This window comes from Streptomyces sp. GbtcB6, from assembly GCF_019091475.1.
Lineage (GTDB): Bacteria > Actinomycetota > Actinomycetes > Streptomycetales > Streptomycetaceae > Streptomyces > Streptomyces hyaluromycini.
The window spans coordinates 1-19,713 of sequence record NZ_JAGXJL010000035.1 but is presented as its reverse complement, the minus strand read 5'-3'; the positions used below and the strand labels follow the sequence as shown (position 1 = coordinate 19,713).

At 70.5% G+C, this 19,713-nt stretch carries 16 protein-coding genes; 9 read left to right on the top strand and 7 right to left on the bottom strand.

Annotation, left to right across the window (positions count from 1 at the left end):
• Positions 1–11: 11 nt before the first annotated feature.
• Positions 12–533, bottom strand: a complete 522-nt coding sequence (locus KVT45_RS39635; RefSeq protein WP_217554185.1) for a PadR family transcriptional regulator — start codon at positions 531–533, stop codon at positions 12–14.
• A 115-nt stretch (positions 534–648) separates the two neighbouring features.
• Here KVT45_RS39635 and KVT45_RS39630 point away from each other — a divergent pair, with 115 nt between their 5' ends.
• Both KVT45_RS39630 and KVT45_RS39625 read left to right on the top strand, forming a co-directional pair.
• Positions 649–1,200: a hypothetical protein gene (locus tag KVT45_RS39630; protein ID WP_217554184.1), complete on the top strand. Its 552-nt coding sequence runs from the start codon at positions 649–651 to the stop codon at positions 1,198–1,200.
• A gap of 44 nt (positions 1,201–1,244) precedes the next feature.
• Complete coding sequence (locus KVT45_RS39625; protein WP_217554183.1) at positions 1,245–1,961, top strand: TMEM175 family protein; 717 nt, start codon at positions 1,245–1,247, stop codon at positions 1,959–1,961.
• Between the two features lie 96 nt (positions 1,962–2,057).
• On the opposite strand, the gene KVT45_RS39620 is transcribed toward KVT45_RS39625, so the two are convergent.
• Entirely contained in the window at positions 2,058–3,434 is a 1,377-nt protein-coding gene (locus KVT45_RS39620; protein ID WP_217554182.1) for an FAD-dependent monooxygenase, read from the bottom strand.
• Between the two features lie 71 nt (positions 3,435–3,505).
• Here KVT45_RS39620 and KVT45_RS39615 point away from each other — a divergent pair, with 71 nt between their 5' ends.
• Positions 3,506–4,156, top strand: a complete 651-nt coding sequence (locus KVT45_RS39615; RefSeq protein ID WP_217554181.1) for a TetR/AcrR family transcriptional regulator C-terminal domain-containing protein — start codon at positions 3,506–3,508, stop codon at positions 4,154–4,156.
• 140 nt (positions 4,157–4,296) lie between these two features.
• Here KVT45_RS39615 and KVT45_RS39610 read toward each other — a convergent pair whose 3' ends face one another.
• Positions 4,297–5,205, bottom strand: coding sequence for a class I SAM-dependent methyltransferase (locus KVT45_RS39610; protein WP_217554180.1), 909 nt, complete (start codon positions 5,203–5,205; stop codon positions 4,297–4,299).
• Positions 5,206–5,376: 171 nt separating this feature from the next.
• On the bottom strand, positions 5,377–6,489 hold the full coding sequence (locus tag KVT45_RS39605; protein ID WP_217554179.1) for an acyltransferase: 1,113 nt from the start codon (positions 6,487–6,489) through the stop codon (positions 5,377–5,379).
• A 262-nt stretch (positions 6,490–6,751) separates the two neighbouring features.
• Here KVT45_RS39605 and KVT45_RS39600 point away from each other — a divergent pair, with 262 nt between their 5' ends.
• Entirely contained in the window at positions 6,752–8,212 is a 1,461-nt protein-coding gene (locus KVT45_RS39600; RefSeq protein WP_217554178.1) for a glycosyltransferase family 29 protein, read from the top strand.
• Positions 8,209–10,527, top strand: coding sequence for a glycosyltransferase (locus KVT45_RS39595; protein WP_217554176.1), 2,319 nt, complete (start codon positions 8,209–8,211; stop codon positions 10,525–10,527). The genes KVT45_RS39600 and KVT45_RS39595 overlap by 4 nt, the downstream gene beginning before the upstream one ends.
• A 138-nt stretch (positions 10,528–10,665) precedes the next feature.
• Here the strand turns inward: KVT45_RS39595 and KVT45_RS39590 are convergent, their stop codons facing one another.
• Both KVT45_RS39590 and KVT45_RS39585 read right to left on the bottom strand, forming a co-directional pair.
• Positions 10,666–12,000 (bottom strand): alpha-2,8-polysialyltransferase family protein, encoded by a 1,335-nt coding sequence (locus KVT45_RS39590; protein WP_217554175.1) that lies wholly within the window; start codon positions 11,998–12,000, stop codon positions 10,666–10,668.
• Complete coding sequence (locus KVT45_RS39585; RefSeq protein WP_217554281.1) at positions 11,997–12,974, bottom strand: glycosyltransferase family 2 protein; 978 nt, start codon at positions 12,972–12,974, stop codon at positions 11,997–11,999. Before KVT45_RS39585 ends, KVT45_RS39590 begins: the two co-directional genes overlap by 4 nt.
• 198 nt (positions 12,975–13,172) lie before the next feature.
• On the opposite strand from KVT45_RS39585, the gene KVT45_RS39580 reads away from it, so the two are divergent.
• From KVT45_RS39580 to KVT45_RS39565, 4 genes are read left to right on the top strand one after another with little or no spacing between them, the layout of a single operon-like run.
• Positions 13,173–14,495 (top strand): DUF6716 putative glycosyltransferase, encoded by a 1,323-nt coding sequence (locus KVT45_RS39580; RefSeq protein WP_217554173.1) that lies wholly within the window; start codon positions 13,173–13,175, stop codon positions 14,493–14,495.
• A gap of 59 nt (positions 14,496–14,554) precedes the next feature.
• Entirely contained in the window at positions 14,555–15,805 is a 1,251-nt protein-coding gene (locus KVT45_RS39575) for an acylneuraminate cytidylyltransferase (protein ID WP_217554171.1), read from the top strand.
• 15 nt (positions 15,806–15,820) lie between these two features.
• Positions 15,821–16,756, top strand: coding sequence for an N-acetylneuraminate synthase family protein (locus tag KVT45_RS39570; protein WP_217554169.1), 936 nt, complete (start codon positions 15,821–15,823; stop codon positions 16,754–16,756).
• Positions 16,757–16,794: 38 nt separating this feature from the next.
• Entirely contained in the window at positions 16,795–17,934 is a 1,140-nt protein-coding gene (locus tag KVT45_RS39565; RefSeq protein WP_217554167.1) for a hypothetical protein, read from the top strand.
• 146 nt (positions 17,935–18,080) lie between these two features.
• On the opposite strand, the gene KVT45_RS39560 is transcribed toward KVT45_RS39565, so the two are convergent.
• Positions 18,081–19,541, bottom strand: coding sequence for an aldehyde dehydrogenase family protein (locus tag KVT45_RS39560; protein ID WP_217554166.1), 1,461 nt, complete (start codon positions 19,539–19,541; stop codon positions 18,081–18,083).
• Between the last annotated feature and the right edge of the window lie 172 nt (positions 19,542–19,713).

Sequence of the window (19,713 nt, the reverse complement as noted above, 5' to 3'; positions counted from 1 at the left end):
CCCGGCCGGGGTCACAGGTGTTCGGCGAGCCGTTCGGCGGCCCAGTCGGCCCATTCCGCCGAGGTCGTGGAGCCGCGCAGGCCGTATTCGAGGATCAGCCAGCCGCAGATCTGCACCGGGTCGCCGACCCATTCGGCGTTGTCCCGCACGGCTGTCAGCGCCGCGAGCCGTTCGCGGTTGATGCGGGCGAAGTTCTCCAGGTAGTCGACGCCCTCCTCGCGGCTGAGCGTCCACAGGAAGAAGACCCGCAGCAGGGCGGCGCTGCGGAAGGCGAAGTCGGTGCCGGGTTCGGTGAGCCAGCCGCGCAGTTCCGCGCGCCCGGCGTCGGTGATGCCGTACTCGCGGCGCTGGCGTGCGCCGGTCCCGGTGACCTCGATCAGTCCCTTCTCGCTGAGCTTCGCCAACTCGCCGTAGACCTGGCTCTTCTGGGCGGGCCACACGGCGGACAGGCCCGACTCGAACCGCTTGAGCAGGTCGTATCCACTGGCTGGCTGCTCGGCCAGGAGACCGAGGAGTGCGTGGGGCAAGCTCATGGCCTCACCCTACCTTTCCGGATTTCACCCGTCACGGCTGGACAGAGCAAGATCGACCGGCCATCCTTGGACCGTCCAACATTGGACTCTCGGTCTGTCCCGAAGGAGACACCCGGTGAACTACGTCCGCGGTTTCGCGCCCTGGCTGTGTTACGCGGCCCTGAGCCCGGTCGACTGGCGACTGGGTACGAGCGCCGCCGCCCTGGCCGCGCTGTATCTGCTCTCCCGGCAGCTCCGCGCCCGCACGGTCGACCTGCTGGGTGCCGCCACCTGCGGGTTCTTCGTGGTCATGGCCGGTATCGGGCTGGCCGATCCCGGCACCGGCCTCCAGCACTGGATCTGTGCCCTGGCGAACGCCACCCTGGCGGCCACGGCCCTGGCCTCCCTCGCCGTCCGCCGCCCGTTCACCCTGGCCTTCGCCCGGGCCGAGGTGCCCCGGGAGTTCTGGGACTCCCCCCGGTTCATCAGGGTCAACATGGTGCTGACCGCCATCTGGGCGGCCGGGTTCACCCTCGGCGCGCTCGCCTGTGCGGCCGTCGTCGACTACGACCACTCCGCGACGGTGCCGCTCGTCACCGCCCAGATCCTGGCGTTCGTCCTTCCCTTCGCCGTCGGCGGCCGGTACGCGGTACGGGCCAGGGCCCGCGCCGCGCAGGCCCTGGCGTGACCGTCCACAGCTCTACGAGAAGCTCTACGAGAAAGCAGCAGAAGATGCCCGACACCCGCGCGCAGCACACCGCCGGGCCCCAAGCGGAAACCGAGAAGGCCGAGAAGGCCCAGCAGACAGGGGAGACCGGGGAGGCCGGGGAGACCCACGGCGGCCGGCCGGTGAGCCCGGAGCGGCTGATCTACTTCTCGGACGCGGTGGTGGCCATCGCCATCACCCTGCTCGCCCTGGAACTGCCGGTCCCCACCGGGGACGTCCACGGCAACAGCGGTGTCCTGCACTTCCTGCGCGAGCATCTGGCGGAGTACACCGCGTTCCTGGTCAGCTTCTGGGCCATCGCCATCCACTGGATGATCCATCAGCGCCTGTTCCGGTACGCGACCGGACTCTCGGGCGGTGTCATCCGGTGGAACCTGCTGTGGCTGCTCGCGATCGTCCTCATGCCGTTCACGACGAAGCTGCTGACCAGCGAGGCCGACGCGTACCAGGTCCAGCTCATCGTGTACGCGGCCGACCAGGTCCTGGCCTGCCTGTTCTTCCGGCTGGCCTTCGCGGACCTGCGCAGGTCGGGCCTGCTCAGCACCTCCGACTCGGCGGAGGTCGTGTCGAACACGCTGGGCTGGCTGACCGCGATGATGCTGGCCTTCCTGATCTCCATGCCGGTCGCGCTGGTCACCCACTGGGCGTCCGTGTGCTGGGCCCTGCTCCCTGTCATAAGGGCCGGCCTGCGCAGCCTCCGGCGCGGGCCCCGGAGCGCCTAGCCCTCCGCGCCCCGTAGGGGCGCGGGGAACGGCGCGACCAGCCACGACGGCGCCGAAGTCGGAATTCGGTATTTCGCGGCCCGCCCAGCGGAGCGCTCAGGCCCCGGTGCGCGCCGCGTACGTCCGCAGCCCCTCGGTCGTCTCGCCCGCCCAGCCCACATAGCCGTCCGGGCGGACCAGGAACACACCCGGGCCGTACGACTCCGGGGCCCGCAGGCTGCGGACGTCGGCCACCGGTTCCGGTGTCAGCAGGGTCCAGTGCGGCCCCCGGAAGGCGTCGAACATCCGCACCCCGTCCGCGTTCCGCCCGTCCGGTGCGCGGTCGCCCGCCCGCACCGGACCCGGGTGCACCCGGTTCTCCTCCGTCAGCGAGGACTCCCGGTAGCCGAGCGCCAGCTGGACCGTCGCCTCGCCCCGGCGTACCTCGCCGTGGTGGACGCTCGTCGAGAGACCCAGCATGGCGGCGGCGTTCGGGCGGCGCTCCTCCTCATAGGTGTCGAGGAGAGCTTCCGGGGCCCTGCCGGCGAGGACCGCGGCCAGCTTCCAGCCCAGGTTGTAGGCGTCCTGGACGCTGGTGTTCAGCCCCTGGCCGCCGGCCGGGGAGTGGACATGGGCGGCGTCTCCGGCCAGGAAGACCCGGCCCGCCCGGAACCGGTCGGCCAGTGCGGCGCGGGGGCGGAAGTCGGAGGCCCAGCGCACCTCGGTGATGTCCGCCGCGTCGAGGTGGCTGTACGTCGTCACCAGCCGGCGCAGACCCTCCAGGGACAGGTCGATCCGCGTGCCCTCGGGCAGCCGGGCGCCCAGCTGGAAGTCGTCGGTCCCGGCCAGCGGGCACAGCGCCACACCGCAGCCGTCGTCCCCGACGAAGGTGTGCCAGTGGTCGCGGTCGAGGCCCCGCACCCGCAGGTCGGCCACCAGGAAGGGGCTCGGGTCGACCGACTCGCCGGTCATCCCGACGCCCACCGCGCGCCGTACGGTCGAACGCCCGCCGTCCGCCGCCACCACGTACCGCGCGCGAACCGCCGTACCGTCGGCGAAGCCGGCCGTCACCCCCTCCGCGTCCTGCTCCAGACCCGTCAGCCCGCGCCCGAACCCGACCCGGCCGCCCAGCTCCCGCAGCCGCGCGTACAGCACCTCCTGGGTCCGCCACTGCGCGACCATCAGCGGTTCGGTGTACGGCGCCCCTTCGTCCGCCGGTACCGGGTCGAACATCGGCTTCGTCTCGACGGGCTCGCCGTTCTTCCAGAGCAGCCGGGGCGGGTAGGGGCCGCCGGCCGCACGCATCGCGTCGAGCACGCCGAGGTCGTCGTAGACCTCCTGGGTGCGGGGCTGGATCCCCTTGCCGCGCGAGCCCGGGAACAGCTTCTCGCCCGCCTCCACGACCAGTGCGTCCACCCCGCGCCGGGCGAGGTCGATACCGAGGGCGAGCCCGGTGGGCCCGGCGCCGACGACCAGTACATCTACCGCATCCATCGCATTTCTCCTTAACGTTGTTAAGTTCCGTCGACGACAAGGCTGCACTTAACGCTGTTAAGCTGTCAAGCGTGAGTACGGAACGACGCGCCCCCCTCGACCGCCGCCGGGTCGCCGACACGGCCCTGCGCCTGCTCAACGAGGTCGGCCTGGAGGGACTGACCCTCCGGGCCATCGCCAAGGAGCTGGACGTCAAGGCCCCGGCCCTCTACTGGCACTTCAAGGACAAGCAGGCGCTGCTCGACGAGATGGCGACGGAGATGTACCGCCGCATGGTCGCGGGCACCCGGCTCGACCCCGCCGGCACCTGGCGGGACGGGCTGCGCACGGCGAGCCGGGGGCTGCGCACCACCCTGCTCGGCTACCGCGACGGCGCCAGGGTCTACAGCGGCTCACGCTTCACGGGTATCGACCACGCCCCGGAGCAGGAGGCATACCTGCGCATCATGACGGAGGCCGGCTTCACCCTCGCCCAGGCGGCCCAGGCGGGCATGACGGCGAACGCCTACACCGTCGGCTTCGTGACCGAGGAACAGGGCGTCGAACCCCTCCCGGGCCAACGCCGGGAGGGCTACGACGTGGACGAACGAGCCCGCATCCTGGCCGACTTCCCCTTGTCGGCAGCAGCGGGCCGAGAACTCTTCACCGACTACGACCGCCAGTTCGAGGAGGGCCTGGAACTGCTCATCGACGGAATCGCCGCCCGCTACAAGACCGCCTGACGGCGGCAGACCTCAATGGGGCGGGGGTGCTATCGAATGCGGCCCGCATCAGCGCGCCCCAAAGGGGCGCGGGGAACTGCGCGACCAGCCACAGCGCACCCGCACCCGCCCACCGACCCCCTGCGGCCCCTCGCCACGCGTTACCGCATGGCCCTCCGAAGAGCCCGCGTCAGCACAGGCGGCAGCAGATCCACCGCAACCCTCCGCACCCGGCTCCGCCGACGCGGCACCGACCCCGGCGTGACCGGCGCCGCAGGCGCTGGAGTCGGTTGCGGCGCCTCCGGCGCAACGGCGTAGCGGGACGGCGGGAACTCCGGTGCCCGCATCCCCTTCGACTTCAGCCGTATGATCCGGTGCCCCGCCGCCTCCTGCATGCTCAGGTGGCAGTCGGTCCGCCCCCGCACCATCTCGATCAGCTCCTCCTGCACCGGCCCGGGGTCGCCCCACGTCCCGTACAGCTTCTGGGTGCTGATGCATATCGGATGCAGCTCCCCGTTGAGAACCGCCTCCCACGTCGCGATGGAGACGCCCGGCGTGTGCTCGGAGCGGAAGTCGTCGAGGACCACGATCCCGTCGGGGAGGAGCAGATCCCGGGCCGCCCTTATGTCGCCGTGCACGTGCTCGTACAGATGCGACGCGTCGACATGCACGAACCGGCAGGAGCCCGGCGTCGCTTCGCCCGGCACGACCGAGCTGGGCCCCTGGAGCACCCGGGGCAGAGCGTCGTGGAAGGCGAGGTAGTTCTCCTCGAAGATCTGCCGCGTCAGCTTGCCGTAGGACTTCGTCGACTCCGCGCGGTTCGCGTCGTCGGGCGCGTCCCCCTCGAAGAGGTCGCAGACCGTGAACGACTCTCCGGGCCGCAGGTGCCGGCCGGTGAAGATGGCGCTCTTGCCCATGTAGACCCCGACCTCAAGCAGGTCGCCCCGCGTTCCGGAGGCTTCCTGGCGGCTCAGGAACCAGTCGAAGAGCACCTGGTCGAGCACGGGGAACCAGCCGGGGACGTCGTCGAGACGGTGGGGCGGTCGGATCGTTGCCTGGGTGGTGGTCATAGGGAAGGGGCACTCCCTCGATACGCGGTACGGAAGCCTGTGAGAAACCTGCGGAACGCCTGTGCGCTGCAGGGCTCTACGGTGCCTGCCCGCCCTGCACCTCCGAAACCAACGGAGAGGTGAACGACGGACCAACTTCCCAAAGTGAACGAGAGGTGAATCGGAAACGAATCACGACGTCTTCAGGGCCCTTTTCAGTACTGGCCCGAACGGTGTCTCCACGAACCGGTGGATCAGCCAGGCCAGTCCGAGCATCCCGCACACCGTGATCAATAGCGTCGGCCATGGCGGAATTCCCCACCCCCGGTGCAGCACCCGGATCACGAACCATCCGATGTGTTCGTGGACCAGGTAGAAGGGATAGGTCAGCGCCCCGGCCGTGGTCAGCCAGGGCCAGGCCGCCCGTCGCGTCCAGCCGGCCGCCACCGCCGCGACCGCGGCGAACGCCAGGGTGACGACGAGCATCACGACGTACGGGTTCCGGGGGGCGCCCGGGTGCCACAGCCCCTCGGTGGCGGTGCGCAGCCCGAGGATCCAGGAGAGCGCCACGATGCCCCAGGGCAGCAGCCGGCCGCCGAAGCGGTGGACGAGATAGAGGGCCAGGCCGCCGACGAAGTACGGGGCGTACCGGGGCATCACGACCAGCTCGGCCCATGACCCGTCGCCGGCCGCGGTGGACAGGACCGCGGCCAGGGTCCACACCGAGCAGAACAGCACCACCCTGCGGTAGGTGACGCCCGGCAGGACGACCGTCAGCGCGAACAGGGCGTAGAAGCGGACCTCCACCCAGAGTGTCCAGCAGACGCCGAGGACGCGGGGCGCGCCCATCGGCTGTTGCAGCATCGTCAGGTTGACCAGGAACTCGTCGGGGCGCACGGCGCGGACGACGGCCGGCAGGATCAGGGACGCGCCGGTGACCAGCACCAGGGCGACCCAGTAGGCGGGGTAGAGGCGGGCGACGCGGGAGCGGAAGAAGTCGCCGAGGGGGCGGCCCCAGCTGCTCATGCAGATGACGAAGCCGCTGATGACGAAGAAGAACTCGACGCCGAGGCAGCCGTAGGCGGCCGGCCGGGACAGGGTCGGGAAGACGTGGTCGGGGTTCTGGTGCCAGGACGCGGCGACGACTCCGCCGCGTCCCGCGTAGTGGTAGAGGCAGACCATCAGGGCGGCGGCGAGCCGCAGTCCGTCGAGGGCGAGCAGGCGGGTGCGGGGGTGTCCGGGTGGGGCCGGGACGACCGGGATCTTCGCAGGCGGGGGCGCCAGTGTGGGGGTCGCGAGTGACATGGTCCGGGATGCCTACCCGGGTCCGGGAGGTTAATCATCCGATCTGTTCGTGAAGTCCCCGGCAGGTGGGAAGTCCAATACCGTCACCTGGGGGAATCATAGAAAGTGTGCGGTGAACCTGCTAACCATTCTCTTACCCGTCGGTGTTCGTTAACCATATAGTCGTTTTGGCTTCCTAGTTTCTCCATCCATCCCCCTGGTGCGGGTCACCTCACCACACACAGCCATTACACAAGTTTTGCTTGGCAAAATCAGGAGAGCTATGACGAGGGTCCAGAACAGGCGGGCACCTGCGCGCGGAGGGGAGCTGGACGACTGCCTGCACGCCTGCGCCGTGCACAGCGGCAAGGTGGTCGGCAGCCTCGACCGCCGTCGCGCGGAGCTGGCGGAGCAGCTGCGCAAGCTGCTGGTGGTCGTTGCCACGGAAGGCACCACCACACCCGCGCCCGCCTCGGCCGGCGGTGCGACGGCGCTTCTCAAGCGCGCCGTCAAGGGCGCGGCGAGCCCCTCGGGCGGGATCAACAACGACCTGCTGGACGCTCTGCTCGCGGTCGCCAACAAGGCCCTGGAGTGCGGTTACAACGACGAGCTGAACCTCGCCCTGGTGATCAGCGACACCGTCCTCGCCCAGCGCAAGAACTCCCGCGCCGGCTGGCGGCTGCGCGCCCGCATCCTGGAGGGCCTCGGCGAGGAGCGCGAGGCCGTCGAGGCCTACGAGCGCTACCTCGAACTCACCACCGACGACGGCTTCGGCGTCGCCAACCGGGTCTCGGGCATGCGCCGCGCCGCCGAACGCGAAGGCGAACTGCTCGGCCTCCTGAAGCGTCAGGTCCCCGCCGCCGCGGACCACGTCCGCACGCCCTCGACCGCCACCTGGGCCGAGGGCCTCGCCCTGCAGGCCGCCGGCGACTGGCGGGCCGCCGAGCCCCGCCTGGTCGGCGCGCTGCTCTCGCTCGCCGAGGACGAGGCTCCGGTGAACGACCGCCAGGAGCTGCTCAGCCAGTACCTGGACCTGCGCCTCGCCGAGGGCAACGACGCCGGTCTCGCGGAGGCCGTCGCGCTCTACGCCGAGCAGCGCCGGATCCGGATGCGCGGCCCGGTCGCCAACCCGACCGTCGACGGCGTGCAGTGGATCAGCCTCGGCGAGTTCCGCAACCAGATAGCCGGCAAGTCCGTCTGCCTGATCGCCAACTCGGGCCGGGTGGGCGCCGGCGGCATCGGCAAGCAGATCGACGACTACGACCTGGTCGTGCGCTTCAACTCGTACAAGATCGACCCGAAGCACACCGGCAGCCGCACCGACATCCACGTCAGCATCCACAAGCACGCCTTCAACTGGGAGAAGCCGGTGACCACCCGGCTGATCTTCGGCGGCGTCTCGGGCGACTGGAAGCACTCGCTGCGCAACAAGCTGGTGCCCGGCGCGCAGAAGTACCTCGGCGACGAGTCGCTGCGCTGGCCGATGCGCAACATCGGGCAGATCAGCACCGACACCTGGTCGGGCATCCCGACGTCCGGCTTCAACATGCTGTGGCTGCTGGACTTCCTGGACGTCAGCCCGACCCTGGACCTGATCGGCTTCGACTTCTACGAGAGCGGCGCCTACCGCGTGCAGGAGGCCATGAAGCTGGCCATCACCTCCGTGCACGAATACACCAGCGAGAAGGATTGGGTCATGCAGCGGGCCCAGAGCGTGACCGACATGAGGATCTCCCTGCGATGACGACCACCTTCACCCCGGCGGTGCCGAACACCGACGCGAGCGCCCTCACCAAGAAGCGCCGGATAGCCTTCGCGTCCTACGTGGACGAGAACTACCTGCCCGGCTTCCTGGTCCTGCTGCGCAGCCTCGCCCTGTCCAACCCGGGCGTCTGCGAGGACTTCGTCGTGCTCTACGACGACCTGCGCCCGGCCTCCATCGCCAAGATCCGCGCCCTGCACCCGCGGATCGTGCTGCAGCGGGTCAACGACACGCACTACGACTCGTACGTCAAGGGCGACCAGGACAACTACCTGGTCCGCAAGGCGTACTTCATCCTCGACATCTTCCGGCTGCGCGACTACGACACGGTCATCACCCTGGACACCGACATGGTCGTCCTCGGAGGCCTCGGCGAGCTCCTGGAGCTGCGCGAGGGTCTCGCCGCCGTGCCCCAGTTCTTCTACGGGCAGCACAAGCTGAACTCCGGCCTTCTGGTGATCCAGAAGGAGTACCTGTCCGACGAGTTCTGCGCGAAGATCGACAAGACCGGCCGCAGCGGCGACTACGAGCTGGACAAGCACGACCAGGGCATCCTGAACGCCGTCCTGGACGGCGACTTCGTCCGCCTCGACGCCAAGTACAACTTCGTCAAGCGGCGGCTCTCCGGTGACCTCCCGGTCCCGGAGGAGACGAAGATCCTGCACTTCACCGGGCGTCACAAGCCCTGGCAGGGCGGTGAGTCCGGCTACGCGCAGGCCGAGGACCGCTGGCGCGAGTTCGAGCTGACCGACGCCGAGTTCCACGCGGCCTACTTCGCCGCGTCCGGCGGCCTCCACCACGACCTGGTGGTCCACTTCGGCACCCCGCACGTCAAGCGCACCGGTGACGTCGAGATCGCCCGCAAGGTGGCCGCCGCGCACATCGCGGCCGGTGACTACCAGGACGCCGTCGACGTCATGAGCAGCGTGCACATCCCGCTGGACGAGGCCTGGCCGCACGAGGTGCTCGGCCACGCCCTGATGAGCGTCTCCCGCTACGACGAGGCCAAGACCCAGCTGCTGCTCGCCAGCGCCGCCCCCAACCGGGCCGCGACCGCCTTCGCGCGGCTCGCCCAGATGGCCTGGGTGCACGGCGACAACACCGAGGCCCTCAGGTACGCCACCACCGGCCTCACCGTGGACCCCACGCACCGCTCCAGCCGCCTGTGGGCGCAGCGCGCGGCCGCCGTCCCCTCCCAGGAGCAGGGCAGCGCCGAGGACCAGCTGGCGCACGTCGCGTTCTACATGGACCGGCAGGGCAACGCGGGCGACAAGCTGCTCCCGGAGACCGTCCGGCTCGGCTTCGGCCCGGACACCACCTCCCGGCGCTGGCACTCCGTGCACGCCCACCGCTACTTCGACAAGGCCGCCGTGGAGCGGGTCAACGCCCGCCGCGGTCTGGTCATCGGCGGCGGCGGTCTGTTCATCCCGGACACCATGCCCAACGGCAACAGCGCCTGGCAGTGGAACGTCCCGGACGAGCACCTGCGCGCCATCGACGTCCCGATCATGGTCTACGCGGTCGGCTTCAACGCCTTCGACGGCCAGTCCTACCGGGCCAACCGGTTCAACGAGAGCCTGCGGCTGCTGGTCGAGAAGTCCTCCTTCTTCGGCCTGCGCAACCATGGCTCCATCGCCAAGGTCCGCGGCATGCTCCCGCCGGAGCTCCAGGACAAGGTCGTCTTCCAGCCCTGTCCCACCACGGTCATGCGCCAGCTGGTGGCCGGCTGGACCGACCCGGCGTACCGCGAGGACACGGTCATGCTCAACGCGGCCTACGACCGCGCGGGGCTGCGCTTCGGTCACGACTACGCGCACTTCCTCGCCGAGATGGCCAAGGCCGTCCGCAAGATCGGCGAGCACACCGAGGTCAAGTGCGTCGCGCACTCCCTCGACGACGAGAAGATCGCCTTCGACCTGCGCCGCGAGCACGGCATCTCGCTCCCGGTGATCCCGATGTACGACTTCTCCAACGACGAGATCCGCGAGACGTACGCCAAGACCCGCCTGGTCATCGGCATGCGCGGGCACGCCGGCATGATCCCGTTCGGGGTCGGCACGCCGATCATCTCGCTGATCTCGCACCCGAAGATGGCGTACTTCCTGGGCGACATCGAGCGGCCCGAGTGGGGCGTCTCGGTGCACGAGCGGGACCTCGGCGAGATCCTCACCGAGCGCGCGATCGGCATCCTCGACAACCACAGCCGTACCGTCGCCGACGTGCACGACCGGCAGCAGCAGCTGTGGAAGGTCACCGAGGAGAACGCCGCCACGATCAAGAAGATCCTCGGCCGGTGACGCCGATGGGGCGGGTCCGGAGATCCGGACCCGCCCCATCGAGAAGCGGCACGTCAGCGCCCCGTTAGGGGCGCGGGGAACTGCGCGACCAGCCACAACGGCGCCGTTGACAAAATGACGCGGAACTTCCAGCGGAGCTTACTTCCGCACAACCCGCCGCAGATTACGTGCCTTGCGCGCCATCCGGCGCACCGTCGCGTTGCGCAGCGGGAACGTGAGCTGGGACGGCACCCCGCCGGGCATGCCGAGCGAGGTCAGGCGCTTGCGCTTGAAGTAACGGATGGTCGTGTCGTTCAGGTGCTTGGTCAGGTAGCGCTCGGTCTCCGCGCGCAGCTGCGGGTAGATCTTCGGCTGCATCGCGAAGCCGACCGCGCGGATCAGCTCGCCGAGGGCCTCGACGCTCATCCGCGGGCGCTGCGCCTCGACCGCCTTGCGGTCGGTGAGCTCGGGGATCAGCGCGTCGACGACGGTGACCGGGACGCGGTTGCTGTTCTCGTACGGGGTGAGCTTGTCGAGGAGGGTGTCGGTGCCGATGCAGGCGGTCGGCAGGCCGTACAGCGCGGACGCGGTGAGCAGCGCCGTGGAGAAGCAGCCGACGACCAGGGCGGGACGCATCCGCTGGTAGAGCACCTCGGCGAGGACCGTGGTGTCCAGGACCGTGAGGTCGACCTTGAGCTTCTCGGCCTCCTGCTCCAGGGTGCGGGCGAACCGGGCCGGGGCGGAGGGGTGCGGCTTGAACACGACCTTGGTGTGGCCGAGTTCGACGGCGCCCTTGAGCATCCTGACGTGCAGGTTCTCCTCCTGTTCGGGGGAGAGGATGCCGAGCGCGGAGAGGTACTGGCCGAGCAGCAGGGCCGGTTCCTCGATCTGCGGCAACTCGTCGCCGCTGGGCGCGAGTTCGGCGAGCACCTTGGTGAACGCGGGGGTCGGCACGACCTCGCCGGGGACGCCGAACTCGGTGAGCAGCATCGGCTGCAGGCCGGGCACCAGGTCGAGGTGAAGGACCCGGTCGACGCGGGTGCCGACCAGCGGGTCGATCTTGTTGCGGGTCGGGCCGTAGCTCATCAGGCCGTCGGCGTAGACCGTGACCGGGGCGCCGGTGAAGATCTGGGTGAGGCTGAGCGAGGGGTTGACCTGGATCGACTCGACGGCGAACTCGACGTCGTCGTCGCCCAGGTGCCACTCGTGGCGCAGGAAGCGTTCCCACAGCGGGAAGTCGTCCTGGCGCGGGGCCCAGCCGCCGGGGTGGAACGGGAAGATCGTCTCGTTGTACGAGATCACGTCGTCGAAGCGGTCGCGCAGCCGCTCGAAGCCGGGCGCCTCGTCCAGGCCCGGGGTGGTCTCCGGGGTCGCCGCGTTGTTGCAGACCAGCAGGATGCGCCGGTCGGCCGGGCGGAAGGCGCCGGAGTCCAGGGCGGCGGCCAGGGTGGCGGTGCCGTAGAGGGTGGACGCCTGGAAGATCTGGGTGGTCACGCGGCGGCTCCCGCGGGGGCGGGACGGCGGCGCAGCCGGCGCAGCTTGGTGGCGCGCTGGAGGTCCATGGAGTCCAGGGCCTCGTCCAGCACGTCCTGCGGCATGCGCCGCAGTGCGGCCGCGCTCATGGATTTCAGCTTCTTCGCCACCGCGGGCTCGAACCTTTCGATGGATCCCAGGTGATGGGAAATGATGGCGCAATACGTACGGACGGCCTTCGGCAGGAGTTCTTTCGCGTCGGCGTCCTGTGCCGTTTCCTCGATCACCTGATCGAACGCGCGAATGAAATCGAGCTGACGGACGTCGCCGATCTGTGTGAGTGAAGAGGCTACGCCACGCCGGTAGAAGACACCGAGCAGGTTCACCGCGGCGAAGGACTCGGCCTCCCGGTGCAGCTTCCAGATCCACGGCCGGTCCTCGGCCGTGCGCAGCCCGTCCGTGAAATGCACGAGCCCCTTGTCCACCAGCCGGCGGTGGTAGACGCCCGCCCAGGCGTAGGCGTAGTCGACGGAGGTGGACCGGTCGGCGGGCAGGATGGCGTCCCGCGGGTTCATCACGACGTTACGGCGGCCGACCGGCACCCGGGTCACGGTCCGGGCCCGCGCGGTGCACTGCACATGGTCGGTACGGACGAAGTCGCAGTTCAGCGACTCGATCGCGTCGACCAGCTGCGGGTAGTAGCCCGGTGCCAGCCAGTCGTCGCCGTCCAGGAAGGTCACGTACTCGCCGCGCGCTTTGTCGATGCCGGTGTTGCGCGCGGTGGCCAGCCCCCCGTTCCGCTCGTGTCTGACATGGACCGCGCCTGGGAGCTCGCGCTCGGCTCGCGCGAGAATCTCTGGTGTCCCGTCGGTCGAGCAGTCGTCGACGAGAATGAATTCGAAGTCCTCACGCGCGTTCGCGCGCAGGCTCCTCAGGGTGTCGGGCGCGTATTGCTGCACGTTGTAGAACGGCACGATGACGGAGAGCTTGACCACGTGGAGGACGTTAGGCGGACGCCCGTCATCCGTCTTGGCCGTCTCCTTGATTCGAGGTGAACGACGCGTGGCGAAGCTGTGAACCGGCTGAATTTGAGGGCTTATCCCGAGCTGATTCGCCATCCGGCGATGTGTTGTTAACCTTTTGTTGGATTCGGGTTCGGGAGTTCCTCGGAATGGCTTCCTAGCGTCTTCGACGTGCCAGCAAGTGCAACGAAGTCCCTGCGGGTGGCCGTCCTGGCGGATTCCGATACTCGGTGGAAGTGGGGGGCGCTCACCGCGAAGCGCCTGATTCCCAACGAAAGCGACAATTCGGGCGTCCGGCTCGACGGTTACCTTCTGCGCGGCCGTGCCACCCCCACCGCCCGCCAGCTCCAGGAAGTCGGCGTCCACGCGGACTCGCTCCGCGAAGTGACGGCCGTCGAGTTCCTGAGAGACATGGAACAGCAGCCGTACGACATCCTCGTCCTCTCCCTCGTCGGCGGCGGGACGCAGGCCATGCTGCACGGGCTGCGCAGCGCCTGGGCCGGCCGGGAGAAGCGGCCCGTCGTCGTCACCGGCTACGTCGGCGTCGTCTACGAGAAGCTCGCCGACGGCCTGCTGCTGCGGCACGGCGCGGACCTCGTCCTCGCCAACTCCCGCCAGGACGCCGACCGTTTCCGGGCGGTGTACGACGGGGTCGGCGCCGACTCCTCGTCGGTGACCGAGGTCGCGCTGCCGTTCCTCGGCGGGGCACCCTACGAGGGCGAACACGACCCGTACACCGTGGTCTTCGCCGCCCAGCCCTCGGTCCCCGACAGCCGCAAGGACCGTACCTACCTGCTCAACCGGCTGATCCAGCACGCCCGCAAGCACCCCGAGCGGGAAGTGCTGCTCAAGCTGCGCTCCAAGCCCGGCGAGCACACCACCCACATCGAGGAACTGCCGTACCAGAAGCTGGTCCAGGGCAAGGACGTGCCCGCCAACTTCCGGCTGGTCTACGGCCACATGGGCGAGGTGCTCGACCGCACCGACCTCCTGGTCACGATGAGCTCGACGGCCGCCCTGGAGTCCCTGCACCGGCGGATCCCGACCGTGGTCCTCACCGACCTCGGCATCCGCGAGGCGCTCGGCAACCACCACTTCGTCGGCTCCGGCTGCCTCGCCTCCTGGGACCAGCTCGACGCCGGACACCGCCCGGTGCCCGACGCCGAGTGGGTCTCACGGCAGGGCGTCGCCGCCGACGGCAGCTACGCCACCGCCTTCGACGCGGCCCGCGAACGCATCGCGAAGCTGCTCGGACGGCCCGGGGGGCTGCCGCCCCTCACCCCCTACTACACACCCGAGACCGCGTCCGGTTACCTGCCCGGCATCCTGGCCCGCCACCACCTCGGCCCCGACGGCGCCCCGCTGCCGGGCGCGCCCGCCGCCGACAGGGCCCCGGGTCCCGTCCGCCAGATCGTGCGCCGGGCCGCACGCGGCGCCTACCGCCACGGCGTCCAGCGGGTGGCCCCCGTGATCCGACGAATGGGAGAGCTGTGAGCGACCGGATCCCGCGTCAGACGCCGTCGGCGTCCGACGGACCTGAAGGAACAGAGCCGATGCCCCACCCCGAAGCCGCCGCAGTGCCCCGCGTCCTCGCCGTGATCCCCGCCCGTGGCGGTTCCAAGGGCGTGCCCGCGAAGAACCTCGCCCCGGTCGGCGGCGTCCCGCTGGTCGCCCGCGCGGTCCGCGAGTGCGTCGCCTCCCGCCTGGTCACCGACGTGGTCGTCTCCACCGACGACCAGGCGATCGCCGCGGCCGCCCGGTCCGCCGGCGCCGAGGTCGTGCTGCGCCCCGCCGCCATCGCCGGCGACACCGCCACCTCCGAGGCCGCCGTCCTGCACGCCATGGACGCCCACGAGGCGCTGCACGGCGCCACGGTCGACGTGGTCCTCCTCGTGCAGTGCACCAGCCCGTTCATCGTCCGCGAGGACATCGACGGGGTGGCCGGCGCGATCGTCCAGAACGGCGCCGACACCGCCCTGACCGTGGCCCCCTTCCACGGCTTCGTCTGGCGCGACGAGGTGCACGCCCCGGTGCCGGTGGGCGCCGACGAGGCCTCGGCGAGCGGCGGCTTCGGCGTCAACCACGACAAGTCGTTCCGCCCGCGCCGCCAGGACCGCCCCCAGGACTTCCTGGAGACCGGCGCCGCCTACGCGATGCGCGCCGACGGGTTCCGCGAGCACCAGCACCGCTTCTTCGGCCACACCGAGCTGGTGCGGACCGACCCCGCGCGCGTCCTGGAGATCGACGACCCGCACGAGCTGGCCCGCGCCCGCGCCCTGGCCCCGCTCTTCGACGCGGACCGCCCCGGCGCGCTCCCGACCGCCGACGACGTCGACGCGGTCGTACTGGACTTCGACGGCACCCAGACCGACGACCGGGTGCTGATCGACGCCGATGGAAAGGAGTTCGTCTCCGTGCACCGCGGCGACGGACTCGGCATCGCCGCCCTGCGAAAGAGCGGGCTCAAGATGCTGATCCTCTCCACGGAGCAGAACCCGGTCGTCGCCGCCCGGGCCCGGAAGCTACAGATCCCGGTCCTGCACGGCATCGACCGAAAGGACCTCGCACTCAAGCAGTGGTGCGAGGAGCAGGGCATCGCTCCCGAGCGCGTGCTCTACGTCGGAAACGACGTCAATGACCTCCCGTGCTTCGCCGTCGCCGGCTGGCCCGTGGCGGTCGCGAGCGCCCACGACGTCGTACGCGGCGCCGCACGCGCGGTCACCACCCTCCCCGGTGGCGACGGCGCGATCCGAGAGATCGCCAGCTGGATCCTCGGCCCCTCTCTCGATTCCCTCCCGAAGTAAGGACACCCCACAGTCATGAGCAACTCCCGTCTGCGCACGTTCGGTTCCCGTGAGGTCGGCCCCGGCCAGCCCGTGTACATCTGCGGCGAGATCGGCATCAACCACAACGGTGAGCTGGAGAACGCCTTCAAGCTGATCGACGTCGCCGCCGAGGCCGGCTGCGACGCCGTCAAGTTCCAGAAGCGCACCCCGGAGATCTGCACCCCGCGCGACCAGTGGGACATCGAGCGCGACACCCCCTGGGGCCGCATGACCTACATCGACTACCGCCACCGCGTGGAGTTCGGTGAGGACGAGTACCGCCAGATCGACGAGTACTGCAAGAGCAGGAACATCGCCTGGTTCGCGTCCCCGTGGGACACCGAGGCCGTCGCCTTCCTGGAGAAGTTCGACGTCCCCGCCCACAAGGTCGCCTCCGCGTCCCTCACGGACGACGAGCTGCTCAAGGCCCTGCGCGCCACCGGCCGTTCGGTCATCCTCTCCACCGGCATGTCCACCCCGAAGCAGATCCGCCACGCGGTCGAGGTCCTCGGCTCGGACAACATCCTGCTCTGCCACGCCACGTCGACGTACCCGGCGAAGGCCGAGGAGCTCAACCTCCGCGTGATCAACACGCTGGAGAAGGAGTACCCGAACGTCCCGATCGGCTACTCCGGCCACGAGACGGGCCTGCAGACCACCCTCGCCGCGGTCGCCCTCGGCGCCACCTTCGTCGAGCGCCACATCACCCTCGACCGCGCCATGTGGGGCTCCGACCAGGCCGCCTCCGTCGAGCCGCAGGGCCTGACCCGCCTGGTCCGCGACATCCGCACCATCTCGGCCTCCCTGGGCGACGGCGTCAAGAAGGTCTACGACTCCGAGCTCGGCCCGATGAAGAAGCTGCGCCGCGTCACCGGCGTCGTCGCCGAGGCGGAGATCGCCGCGGCCGCCGGCGAGCCGGTCCAGGTCTGACACCTCTGTTGTTACGACGACGGGACGGTCGTACGTCGATGAGCCCCCGCGCCGGGAACACCGGCCCCCACACACTCGCGTTCGTCGAGAGTCCGGTGCAACTGCTCAACGTGCTGGAGTGGGCGCATGTCCACGCCCTGCGCGGGTCGGCGGACCCGATGCCGGCCGTACCCGTACAGGTACGGCGCACGGCATCCGGCATATCGGCACCCGGCGCGGAACTCACGATCGTCGTCCTGTCCCCGACGGACCCCATGACCCGGGGCCAGCTGCGCCGCATGGCCGACCTGGCCCGGGACGAGGGATACCGGGTCCGCTGGGAGGAAGCACGGGGCGGCACCACCGCCCCCTTCCAGACGATCGGCGGCCTGGCGGGCTCCCTCCGCCGAGCCGACCGCATCGTGATGGGAGACCCGTTCTCCCGCTACGTACAACTGCTTCTGACCATCACCCGTGCCCGCGACCTGGTCGTGGTCGACGACGGCACGGCGACGATGGAGTTCGTCGCCCAGCTGGCGCGCGGCGAACGCCTGGTCCGCTGGCACCGCAAGGGCGGCCGGCCCGGCGCGCGGGACCTGCTCTTCGCCCCGGTCTCCTCCTCCGCCCGCCGCCGCCTCACCCCGAGCGCCCGCCGCCGGGTGGAGGTCTTCTCCTCCATGCCGATGACGGAGACGCCGACGGGGGTGACGGTCACCGCGAACGACTTCGGCTGGACCCGCGCCCGCTTCGGCCCGCCGCGCATCACCAAGGGCGCCGACATGGTCGGCACCTCCCTGGTGGAGACGGGCGTCGTGGACGGCGACCGCTACCTGGAGGCCGTCCAGGCCCTGGCCAAGGCCCACGGCGCGACCCGCTACTTCGCCCACCGCCGCGAGAGCACGGAGAAACTCCACCGCCTGGCGGCCGAGACGGGCCTGGAGATAGTCCGCCCGGACCTCCCCCTGGAACTGATCGCCCGCCGCGGCCCCATCGGCCGCACGATCCTGAGCTTCCCCTCGACCGTCGTCCACACCCTGCCCCTGGCCCTGGCGGGCACCGGCGTCCGCGTCGCCGTCTGCGACATCGACCCGACCTGGCTGACGGAAACCGCCTCCCCCCGCGCCCAGGGCTTCCTGTCCGGCGTCACGGGCACGGCGAAGGACGTCCACCGGCTGGCGGCGGTGGTCGGCCCGGCCTGAGCGGGTCCGTCAAAGTCTGCTGCGGTGTGGCAGCGCCCCGTAAGGGGCGCGGGGCTGTATCCATATGCGGCTCCGCCGCGTGGGCACGACCAGCCACGACGGCGCCGCAGACGGCACATCGCGGCACTTCCAGCGGAGCGCTTCGCTCAGAAGGGGTAGTGGGCATGCTGGGTGGCGATGGTCACCCAGCGGGTGCTGGAGAACGCCTCGATGCCCCAGCGTCCGCCGAAGCGGCCGTAACCGGAGGCCTGTACGCCGCCGAACGGGGCCTGTGGCTCGTCGGCGACGGACTGGTCGTTGATGTGCACGATGCCGGTGCGGACACGCCGGGCCACGGCCAGTCCATGGGTGGCGTTCTCGGTGATGATGCCGCAGGTCAGACCCTGGTCCGTGGCGTTGGCGAGGGCCACGGCCGTGTCGTCGTCGGGGAAGCTCTCGATGACGCAGACCGGGCCGAAGACCTCCGCGTGATAGAGGTCCGCGGCCTCGGGTACGTCGGTGAGCACGGTCGCCGGGTGCAGCGCGCCCACCGGTTCCCCGCCGCCGGCCAGCACCGTGGCCCCCTTCGCCACCGCGTCCCCGACCAGCCTCGCCACCCGGTGCGCGGAACGCGCGCTGACCAGCGGGCCGACCACGGTTCCCGGATCGCCCGGGTCGCCCGCCCGCAGCGAGGCGGCCTTCGCGGTGAACCTGCGGGAGAACGCGTCCGCCAGTGACTCGTGGACCAGGACGCGGTCGCCGGACATGCAGATCTGCCCGGAGTTCATGAACACGCTGAACGCGACCGCGTCGACCGCGTAGTCCACGTCCGCGTCCGCCAGCACGATCACCGCGTTCTTGCCGCCCAGCTCCAGCACGGCGGGCTTGAGATGGCGGGCCGCGTGACCGCCGATGATCCGGCCCACCTCGGTGGAGCCGGTGAAGTTCACCGCCCGCACCCGCGGGTCGGCGATGAGCACCTCGGCGATCTCGGGCGCGTCCTCGCGGGCGTTGGTGACCACGTTGAGCACGCCGTCGGGCAGCCCGGCCGCCCGCAGCACGTCGGCCACCAGCAGTCCGCAGGCGATCGGCGCGTCCTCACTCGGTTTCACCACCACCGTGTTCCCGGCCGCCAGCGGCGCCGCCACCGCCCGGATCCCGAGGATGACCGGCGCGTTCCACGGCGCGAACGCGGCGACCACGCCCAGCGGTTCGCGCACCGCCAGGCCCAGCGCACCCTGCTCCTGGGCGCTCAGCACCTCCCCGCGCGGGGCGGTGACCGCGGCCGCCGCCTCACGCAGGATGTTCGCTCCGAGCGCGACGTTGAAGTAGGCCCAGGGGCGGGTGCCGCCGGCCTCGTCCGCCATCAGTTCGGCCACCTCCTCGGCCCGTGCGTCCAGCAGGTCGGCGGCCCTGAGGAAGATCGCCCGGCGGGCGAAGGGCGCGAGCGCCGCCCACTCGGCGAAGGCCGCGTCGGCGGCGTCCACGGCCCGCCGGACGTCCTCCGGCCCGGCGGCGGCGACGGTCGCGTACACCTCGCCGGTGTACGGGTTGATGTCCTCCTCGGTACGGCCGGACGCGGCAGGCACGTCCTTGCCGCCGATGAACAGGTCACGGGCGATGGTCATGAGAGCTCCTTGGGGGCGAGGCGGGAGTCGGGTGCGAGCGGTCGGTCGGGACGCACGGCCACTTCCAGCAGGAGTGGTTCGGTGCGGTGCGCCAGGTCCGGCAGCAGCGCGTCGAGTTCGGCGAGCAGGGTGGGACCGTCGGTCACCCGGCGGGCCGGGCAGCCCAGTGAGC